General features: G+C 55.9%; 10 protein-coding genes. All 10 read left to right on the top strand.

The genetic code is table 11. The annotated features are described in order from the left end of the window. On the top strand, positions 1 to 306 hold a 306-nt coding region (locus tag HQL76_17590), incomplete at its 5' end, for a DUF4351 domain-containing protein (GenBank protein MBF0110982.1). A 401-nt stretch (positions 307 to 707) separates the two neighbouring features. Further along, on the top strand, positions 708 to 1,145 hold the full coding sequence (gene tsaE / locus HQL76_17595) for a tRNA (adenosine(37)-N6)-threonylcarbamoyltransferase complex ATPase subunit type 1 TsaE (GenBank protein MBF0110983.1): 438 nt from the start codon (positions 708 to 710) through the stop codon (positions 1,143 to 1,145). Then, positions 1,142 to 2,125 (top strand): phosphotransferase, encoded by a 984-nt coding sequence (locus HQL76_17600; GenBank protein ID MBF0110984.1) that lies wholly within the window; start codon positions 1,142 to 1,144, stop codon positions 2,123 to 2,125. The genes tsaE and HQL76_17600 overlap by 4 nt, the downstream gene beginning before the upstream one ends. After that, positions 2,122 to 2,856 carry a nucleotidyltransferase family protein gene (locus tag HQL76_17605; GenBank protein MBF0110985.1) on the top strand — a complete coding sequence of 245 codons (735 nt, stop codon included), beginning with the start codon at positions 2,122 to 2,124 and terminating at the stop codon, positions 2,854 to 2,856. The genes HQL76_17600 and HQL76_17605 overlap by 4 nt, the downstream gene beginning before the upstream one ends. Positions 2,857 to 2,904: 48 nt before the next feature. Continuing rightward, the gene (locus HQL76_17610; protein MBF0110986.1) at positions 2,905 to 3,549 is read left to right on the top strand and encodes a class I SAM-dependent methyltransferase; all 645 of its coding nucleotides are present in this window, start codon (positions 2,905 to 2,907) and stop codon (positions 3,547 to 3,549) included. Positions 3,550 to 3,699: 150 nt separating this feature from the next. Beyond that, on the top strand, positions 3,700 to 4,938 hold the full coding sequence (locus HQL76_17615; protein ID MBF0110987.1) for an aspartate kinase: 1,239 nt from the start codon (positions 3,700 to 3,702) through the stop codon (positions 4,936 to 4,938). Beyond that, entirely contained in the window at positions 4,928 to 6,535 is a 1,608-nt protein-coding gene (locus HQL76_17620) for a citramalate synthase (protein ID MBF0110988.1), read from the top strand. Before HQL76_17615 ends, HQL76_17620 begins: the two co-directional genes overlap by 11 nt. A gap of 76 nt (positions 6,536 to 6,611) precedes the next feature. Further along, on the top strand, positions 6,612 to 6,950 hold the full coding sequence (locus HQL76_17625; GenBank protein ID MBF0110989.1) for a P-II family nitrogen regulator: 339 nt from the start codon (positions 6,612 to 6,614) through the stop codon (positions 6,948 to 6,950). Positions 6,951 to 7,142: 192 nt separating this feature from the next. Next, the gene (locus HQL76_17630; GenBank protein MBF0110990.1) at positions 7,143 to 8,198 is read left to right on the top strand and encodes a GGDEF domain-containing protein; all 1,056 of its coding nucleotides are present in this window, start codon (positions 7,143 to 7,145) and stop codon (positions 8,196 to 8,198) included. A gap of 43 nt (positions 8,199 to 8,241) precedes the next feature. Continuing rightward, a partial coding sequence (locus HQL76_17635) for a Fic family protein (protein MBF0110991.1) occupies positions 8,242 to 9,147 on the top strand: 906 nt, incomplete at its 3' end.

Below are 9,147 nucleotides of genomic sequence, written 5' to 3' on the forward strand. Positions count from 1 at the left end.
CCGAACCGCGAATGCCGCGAAATGTGCGCAGCATTCGATCCAGCGCGGCCATGTGGACCGAAGCGTCTCCAACATGGTGCTGGTAAATGGGAAGGTGAGCAGATTGGCGAGCAGAGAGGCGAACTGAAAGGCGAGCAGAAAGGCGAGGCCAAAATTTTAACCCGCCTTCTACAACGCAGTTTTGGCAATCTACCTGCATGGGCAAACGAAAAGATCGCCAAGGCCGAGCCGTCCTCCTTGGAAGAATGGAGCCTCCGCATTTTCGATGCCCAATCCTTGGACGATGTTTTCTCTGACAAAGTGTAATATCGTTTTCCGAGAAAAGTTTGCGTATATTTCCGGTAATCAATCGATACCCAAGGCGAGCATTGTCTTTCCGTGCGTTTTGCGTATCAAGGAAATATAGTTCATTTGCAATGATTTATGGACATTATATCCTCCAAGGCCGGTGGTTTGAACCTTGAGCATGGATAATCAACCATCGAATTAAAAGAATCCGGAGCGAACTACAGACAAGAATAGCACAAACGAAAAGATCATGGTACCTGGAATCGACAATTTCCGGGATCCGCCATGGTTCTGGGTTGACGCAGACCTGAACTTGTTATAATATCATTATCTTATAGAAAATTTTGAGGATTTCCCATCCCTGGCCGCCGATGAATCCCGTTCACTGTCACAGCTGCTCCGAGGAAGAAACCGAGGCCATGGGCCACTGGCTGGCCCGGAGTCTTGAGCCGGGGGGGGTGATTTTGCTCCTGGGTGCGGTCGGGGCCGGAAAGTCGGTCCTGGCCCGCGGCATCATCAGAGGGTTGGGACACGAAGACCCCTACATCACCTCGCCGACCTTCACATTGGTCAATACCTATACCCAGGGACGCCTGCCGGTATACCACTTCGATTTGTATCGCCTGGAATCGATCGAGGCATTGTACGATTCCGGCGCGGGGGAATATCTTGAAGCCGCCGGGGTCTGTGTGGTGGAATGGCCCGAAAAACTGTTGCAGCGTGGCATGGTCGATTACCTTGAAATCAGGCTGGCCGACGATTCCGCAACACATTTGGACCACCGTTTGCTATACATGAGGGCATACGGTCGCAAAAGCGAACGTCTGCTCGAACAGTTTACCTGGCCACGGCAATGATGACGACTACAGCCCATCAATTCATCCATGACCATCTGGGTCCGGGATGCACCATCGATAAAATTTCCGGAGACGCCTCCTTTCGCACCTACTACCGGGTGTTTCTTCCCGACAAGCGGACCATGGTCTTCATGGATGCCCCGCCCGACAAGGAAAACAGCCGTCCGTTCGTGGATATTGCCACATTTTTGCGTGGACACGGGGTTGCCGTGCCACAAATCTTCCATGCCGATTGCGATCAGGGGTTTCTCCTGTTGGAAGATTTTGGCGATGTGACCTTTCTGCAAGCGCTCAAGCAGGGCGAAAATGCCACATCCCTCTATGGCCAGGCCATCGATGATCTGCTGCGCCTTCAGTGTACGCCACGGGACGGAACATGCATCGCCCACGGACGTCCCTACGACCGGGCCTTGCTGACCCAGGAATTCGCCCTTTTCACCGACTGGTACCTCCCGGGAATCCTCAAGCAAAACGTCAGCGACGAGGACCGGGATTCCTTTCGCGATTGTTTCAATCAAATCATCGAAAAAATACTTCAGCAACCCACCACACTGGTCCATCGCGATTACCACAGCCGCAATCTGATGTGGACCGGCAGTGGCACGGGGATCATCGATTTCCAGGACGCGGTCATGGGTCCCGTCACTTATGACCTGGCCAGCCTCCTTCGGGACTGCTACATCGCCTGGGATCGACCGTTCCGCGAGAAAATCTCCGCACTCTGGCTCGAAGGGGCAGGTCGGCTCCTGGGGTACCGTCCCGACCCCAGAAGCTTCGCCCGTGACTTCGATTTCATGGCGCTGCAAAGAAATCTCAAGGCGGTGGGAATTTTCGGACGTCTTTCGCTGCGTGACGGCAAACACGGGTATCTCAACGACATTCCCAGGACCATGGGATATATCCAGGAAACCTTGCACGCCTATCCGGAACTTGAACCCCTGCACGACCTCCTGGTCAAATACCGGGTCATGGCCTTATGAATGGGTTCATCCTTGCCGCGGGACGGGGTGAACGACTGCGACCCTTGACCGACCATACCCCCAAACCTTTGATTGAGATCGATGGCCATCCGGTCATCGATCATACCCTCGAACGTTTGCGGCGGCTTCCGATTCGAAGAATCATCGTCAATGTCTGGCACCTGGCCGACCTGCTCGCCGACCACCTGACGCGACACCCCTTCTGGGGCGATCGGATCGATATTTCCAGGGAAACGGAACTCCTGGAAACCGGCGGTGGTGTTTGCAATGCCCTGCCACTCCTGGGCCATGAACCCTGTCTGGCCATCAATGGCGATATTCTCTGGGAGTTCGATCTGGCGCCATTGATCGAACATTTCGCGCCCAGCCGCATGGACGCCCTCCTGCTTCTGGTCGCCAACCCCGAGGGGAAGGGCGGGGACTTTGTTTTTTCCAGTGAAAAACCCGAGGTCATCGCTTCGCCTGCCGGAGGTCCCTGGGGCAACATCCGCCGCCGCGAGGGAGATGCCCCGGGATGGACCTATTCCGGAATCCAGGTGTTCAATCCCAGGGCGCTGGAACTTTATCCCGTCACCAGATTTTCCCTGAACCGCTTTTTCGACGATGCCTTGCGGAGAGAACGCCTTTTCGGGATCTTCCCGCCGGGACGGTGGTCCGACATCGGGACGCCGCAAACCCTCGCCCGTGCCAGGGATGAATGGAAATTTCCATTGCAAATTCGTGCCGGTTGAGGTAACTCAGACCGATGGTTTCCCGAGCTGTTCCCGCAAGGAGGTACAATGGATTTTTCCCTGGCACGCGAGAATATGGTCAAGTCGCAGATCCTGCCCAATCGGGTGACGGAACCGGAACTCCTCGAAGTGTTCAATTCCGTCGCCCGGGAAGACTTCGTGGAAAGAAAACATCGGGAAATCGCCTATTCCGATTTCCCGGTCGTCATGGGAAACCGGCGCTGCCTTGTCCCCTTGCAGATCGCCCGGCTGATCCAATCCCTGGAAATCGCCCCCGGAATGAAGGTTCTGGTCGTTGGCGCCGGCACCGGATACGAGGCCCTGCTCGCCGCCCGTCTGGGGGCCCAGGTCCATGCCCTCGAAGTGGATGAATCCCTCGCCACCAAAGGGCGGAATCTGACGGCCCGAACCGGTATCCAGTGGAAGACCAGCCCTCTGGCCCAGGGATGGCCCGATGCCGCGCCGTTCGACGGCATCATGGTCTGCGGCGCCATTCCCGCCATTCCCGATGCATTGATCACACAACTGGCGGATCATGGACGCCTGACGGCAATACGGGGCAGGACCGGCAATGTGATCATGGACATGATTCGTATCGACGGTCCCGGAGGCATCGGACGGCCCCAGGTCATTTTCCAGACCGTCGCCAATCTTCTTCCAGGATTCCCGGCGACCGAAGACTTTGAATTGTAGGACAACCGCGGGCGAAAAGAGAAAAACAACGTCCTGGACCCGACCTCGCCGCCCTCCCGGTCGTCCCTTTGCGTCTCCAGGAATATTCAAGGTGATTTTTTCCCATCGTGGAATCGTTGGCAACAATTCATTATCGAGGAATGTTTCAAGGTGAGTCTCATCGTGCAAAAATTTGGCGGAACTTCGGTGGGCAACATCGAACGGATCCGCAATGTCGCCGCCCGGGCCATTGCTGCCCACAAGGAAGGACATCAGGTAGTCGTCACCGTATCGGCCATGGCGGGGGAGACCAACCGCCTTGTCGCCCTCGTGGAGGCCCTGACCCCTTCCTACAATAAGAGAGAATATGATGTCGTGGTTTCCGCCGGCGAACAGATTTCCATCGGTCTGCTGGCCATCGCCATCGAGGCCATGGGATTCAAGGCCCGGTCCTACCTTGGATGGCAGGTGCGTTTTGTGACCGATGATGTCTATTCCAAGGCCAGAATCCAGGAAATCGAAGGGAGCCGGATTCGCAAGGACCTGGAAGAAGGATACATCGTCATCGTGGCGGGGTTTCAGGGGGTGACCGCCTCGGGAGATGTCACGACCCTGGGACGCGGTGGCTCCGATACCTCGGCGGTCGCTCTGGCCGCGGCACTCGACGCCGACTTCTGTGACATCTATACCGACGTTGATGGGGTCTATACCACCGATCCTCGCATCGAGCCCAAGGCGCGCAAGATGGATCGCATCTCCTACGATGAAATGTTGGAGATGGCCTCGCTCGGCGCCAAGGTGTTGCAGACCCGTTCCGTCGAATTGGCCAAAAAATATTCCGTTCCCGTCAGGGTGCTGTCCTCTCTGGAAGAGGGGACCGGAACTCTGCTGACCGTCGAGGATCAAACCATGGAAAAGGTTCTTGTCTCCGCCATCGCCTACAATACCAACGAGGCCAAGATCACCATCATCGGTGTTCCCGATACCCCCGGAGTCGCCGCCACCATTTTCGGAACCCTGGCCGGGGCCAACATCAATGTGGACATGATCATCCAAAACGTGTCGGCGGGGCATGAGACCGATATGACCTTCACCGTTTCCAAGGGTGATTTCAGTCAAACCATGACCATACTCAAGGAGTCGGTCAAGACCATCGGTGCCCGCGATGTCACCGGAGATACCAATATCGCCAAGATTTCCGCCATTGGCGTCGGCATGCGCTCCCATTCCGGCGTGGCCCAGAAAATGTTCAAGGCCCTCGCCGACGAACGGATCAATATTCAGATGATCTCCACTTCCGAAATCAAGATCTCCGTGGTCATCGACGAAAAATATACCGAGTTGGCCGTGCGAACCCTCCATTCCGCCTTCGATCTGGACAAGGTGGCCGGAGATTCCATTGCAGGATGATCCGGGACCGAAGATTGCCATCTACGACACGACCTTGCGCGACGGAAGCCAGGGAGAGGGCATTCTCCTCTCCCTGGAGGACAAACTGCGTATTGCCGAACGTCTGGACGATTTTGGCGTCGATTTTATCGAGGGGGGCTGGCCGGGGGCCAATCCCAAGGACAGTGCGTTTTTTCAGCATGCCCGGGCACTGAATCTTAAAAGCCGGTTGACCGCGTTTGGCGCGACCCGCCGTCCCGGTCTCAAGGTCGCCGAAGACCCGACCTTGCAGGGGCTCTTGCAGGCGCAAACCGCCACGATCACCCTCTTTGGCAAAACCTGGGACCTGCATGTTCGCGAGGGGATGGGTATTGGCGTGGATGAAAACATTGATTTAATTCATGATTCCGTTGCATTCCTGAAACAACGGGTCGATACGGTCATCTTCGATGCCGAACATTTTTTCGATGGATTCAAGGATAGTCCCGATTATGCCGTGAAGGTACTTCAGGCGGCGGTGGCGGGAGGGGCGGACTGGTTGGTGCTTTGCGACACCAATGGTGGGACAATGGTGACGGAACTGGCGGAAATATTTGCAAAAACACAGGCCGCCATCGTGGAACGCCCCCTGGGAATCCATTGTCACAACGATTGCGGCCTGGCTGTCGCCAACAGCCTGGTGGCGGTGGAACAGGGGGCGCTCCAGGTTCAGGGAACCATCAATGGCCTGGGGGAACGGTGCGGCAACGCCAATCTGGTCAGTGTCATCGCCAACCTGATGCTGAAGATGGGAAGAAAAACGGGGATTACCGATCATCAACTGAAATCCCTGAAAACATTGAGCCGATTTGTCGATGAACGTGTCAACCGATCGCCGCGGCGCGATCAACCCTTCGTCGGCACTTCCGCTTTTGCCCACAAGGGGGGGATTCACGTTTCCGCCATCCTCAAGAATGGCCGCACCTACGAACATGTCGTACCGGAACGGGTGGGAAACCAGCGACGTATCCTGGTTTCGGAACAGGCAGGCCGCAGCAACCTGCTTGCCAAACTTGCCGAATACGGAATCAAGGGCGTCGATAACGCCGATTCCCGATTGCACCATCTCCTGGTGGAAATCAAGGACCTCGAAAACCAGGGGTATCAATTCGATGGCGCCGAGGCGAGCTTCGAGTTGCGCGCCCGTCGCGCCCTGGGTGAGGTGCCCAACTATTTCGAGACCGAGGGATTCAGGGTCATCGATGAACGGCGTTCTCGCGGCGGCGATGACAAAATCATGGGCGCCGAGGCCACCGTCAAGGTCAAGGTCGGCGCTACCCAACTGCATCTGGTCGGGGAAGGGGCAGGACCTGTCGATGCCCTCCATACCGCATTGCTCAAGGCCCTGGAACGATTCTATCCCGACATCGAAAACATGAAACTGGTCGATTACAAGGTGCGCATCCTTCAAGGAGAGGGAACCAACGCCAAGGTTCGGGTTGCCATCGAATGGCGCGATCAATACCGGCAATGGAGTACCGTCGGCGTTTCGGACCACATCATCGCCGCCTCTTACGATGCCATGGTGGAGGCGGTCAATTACAAGTTGTTCAAGGACAATACCCGGTCGGCGCAATGAACCATTTCCTTGAACCATCTTTCAATGGTATTATTAGAATATTCGGTGAACATCCGTAAGGCGGGAGCTTGACTCTATGAAAAAAATCGAAGCCGTCATCAAGCCTTTCAAACTCGATGACGTCAAGGAGGCCCTCTCTGAAGTGGGGGTTCAGGGAATTACCGTTTCGGAAGTGCGGGGGTTCGGGCGCCAGAAGGGGCACACAGAACTCTACCGCGGCGCCGAATACGTCGTCGATTTCCTGCCAAAATTGAAAGTCGAGGTCGTGGTCGCGGATGAAATGGTCGAACGGGCCATCCAGGCCATCGAAAACGCCGCCAGGACCGGACGGATCGGCGACGGAAAAATCTTTGTCACCGCCGTCGAGTCGGTCGTCCGTATCCGTACCGGCGAACGGGACGCCAACGCCATTTGAGTTGCAGTGGACAATTCCCAGCGTGCGGGGTCGATAACCGTCTGTTTGCAAATGAGAGACCATTCATGATTGAAACTCATGAATGGCCTGTGTGGCTTCTTTTATAGCCTCAACTGGTGCGCGGGCAAGAGGGTTCGACCCCTTCCTTGTTTTTGGTCCTGCCTGCCCGAATTCTGCCGATCGAGATGGTACATGGGAGAACTTGGCACCCTTTATCCAAAGGGGACGTATATATTCAAGAAAGGGGATCCGGCTGACTGCATGTATGTCGTGCAAAAGGGACGGGTGGAGGTCGTCATGATCTCCGAATATGGAACGACCCGGTTGTCGGTACGCAAGAAGGGAGATTTCCTGGGTGAAACCTCCATGTTTGCCTGCAAGACCCGCTTTGCCACGGCCCGCGCCCTGACTGACGCCCGGGTGTTGAAACTTGACGAAAAAAGCTTCATCGCCAGGATTCATCAGGACCCCTCGCTCGCCTTCAAGACCATCAAACAAATGGCGACACGGATCTACGAGCAGGATCATGCCCTGATGCGTGGTTTTTTGCATCAGAGCGTCCCCTGCTGCGAAGTGACCGGGTTCACCAGCTACATCGATCTGGCGGCATTTCTGGATGGCGAGGTCAAGCGGGCCAGGCGTTTACGCCATATCATGGCGTTTGCCATCGTGGACATCGACAATTACAAGGAGTTGCTCCAGATCCACGGTCAGGAGGTCGCCGGCAAGGTATTGCGTTCCTTGTCCGAAATCTTCCAGGAACACCTGCGCGGCATCGACATCGTCGGTCGTTTTGGCGACGATCGTTTTGGCCTGCTTCTCTACGAAGCGGACGGCAAGACGGCCTTGAAACTCATGGAAACGGTTCAATCCACCTTCAAGGATCATTGGAACGAGGCGGAACTGGAGGGTACACCGCCAACGTTCAGTTGTGGCATCGCCATTTTCCCCGAGCATGATCGATCCGTATTCCTGAGCAAGGCGGCCTACAAGGCATTGATCCAGTGCAAGACGGGTGGCAAGAACCGCATTCTTCTCGCTCCCCCCATGGCGGGCCGGAATCTGGTTCACAAATCCCTGTCCCTGAACAAGACCGCCTTTCTCGATTCCTCCCAGGATCTTCCCGAGGATGTCGATTCAGATGCGGAAGTCTCCTCCGACGATTCCGCCGCGCCACTCCTTCCTCTTCCTCCCGCGAAACCGGTGACGCCCAAGTGGAAACTGCCGTTTCTTTCGTCCAAGCGTTGACGCTTGATCCGCCGACGCTTCCATCCTTGATGCGGAACGGTTGATGGTCATGGAAAGCGAACAACTGGGCCTGGAAGGCAGTCCCTATTCGCTGATTCCTCTTGTCCATGACGGTCTTCTTCAGGGTGTTGTCGCATTGGAAGATCGGGTCGAACTGCTTCGGAACAACGGCACATTGTCGCCGGAAACCCTGAAAAATTACTACGGGGAACAAAGATTTGAACAGGTTGCCGCCTCCAACGCCCTGGAAGGAAGCACCCTTTCCGTCGGAGAGACGAAACTGGCCATACTTAAAGGGATCACCGTAACAGGCCATGATCCCGCTTTTGTGCGCGATGCCTTGGCTTTGGACAACGCCTTGCGGCGGCTTGTCGAGATTGCCCGGGAGAAGTCCAAACCGACCGGAATCGACGATCTCAAGGAATTGCATGCACTGATTCTCGGCGACCGTCCTGGCGCGGGGATGTTCCGAAATCATCCGGTATGCATTTCCGGATCCCGGCATCGTCCTGCAGAAACCTGGAATCATATCATGCGAGAAATGGAGGAATGGGAGCGTTGGTCGATATACCATCACAATCTGGCAGCGCCTGTTCGTGCCATCCTTCTGCATGCATGGCTGACGCATATTCACCCGTTTGGCGATGGCAATGGCCGTACTGTCCGGGCCATCACCAACCTGGAATTGGTACGGGCCGGTTATCCCCCCGTCATCATCAAAAAAAAGGAACGCTCCCGTTATCTGGATGCCCTGAGCGAAGCGGACGAAGGGGGAGACCTTCAGGTATTTTTCGAATTCATGTTGGAACACATGCAGATGGCACTGGTGGGATTGGAACAATCCGTTCCGCGGTTTTTGCGGAAATTCGCGCAGGCGCGCGCCTTGGTCCCGATCTTTTCGCGGTTTTTGCGAAAAGATCGGGACGCATTGCAAGTTTTCAGGCCTTAC

It is taken from the genome of Magnetococcales bacterium, from assembly GCA_015228815.1.
Lineage (GTDB): Bacteria > Pseudomonadota > Magnetococcia > Magnetococcales > UBA8363 > UBA8363.

Coding starts and splice junctions, on each gene's coding strand:
- tsaE (MBF0110983.1), top strand. CDS start 708: ATGGGCCACTGGCTGGCCCGGAGTCTTGAGCCGGGGGGGGTGATTTTG.
- HQL76_17600 (MBF0110984.1), top strand. CDS start 1,142: ATGATGACGACTACAGCCCATCAATTCATCCATGACCATCTGGGTCCG.
- HQL76_17605 (MBF0110985.1), top strand. CDS start 2,122: ATGAATGGGTTCATCCTTGCCGCGGGACGGGGTGAACGACTGCGACCC.
- HQL76_17610 (MBF0110986.1), top strand. CDS start 2,905: ATGGATTTTTCCCTGGCACGCGAGAATATGGTCAAGTCGCAGATCCTG.
- HQL76_17625 (MBF0110989.1), top strand. CDS start 6,612: ATGAAAAAAATCGAAGCCGTCATCAAGCCTTTCAAACTCGATGACGTC.
- HQL76_17630 (MBF0110990.1), top strand. CDS start 7,143: ATGGGAGAACTTGGCACCCTTTATCCAAAGGGGACGTATATATTCAAG.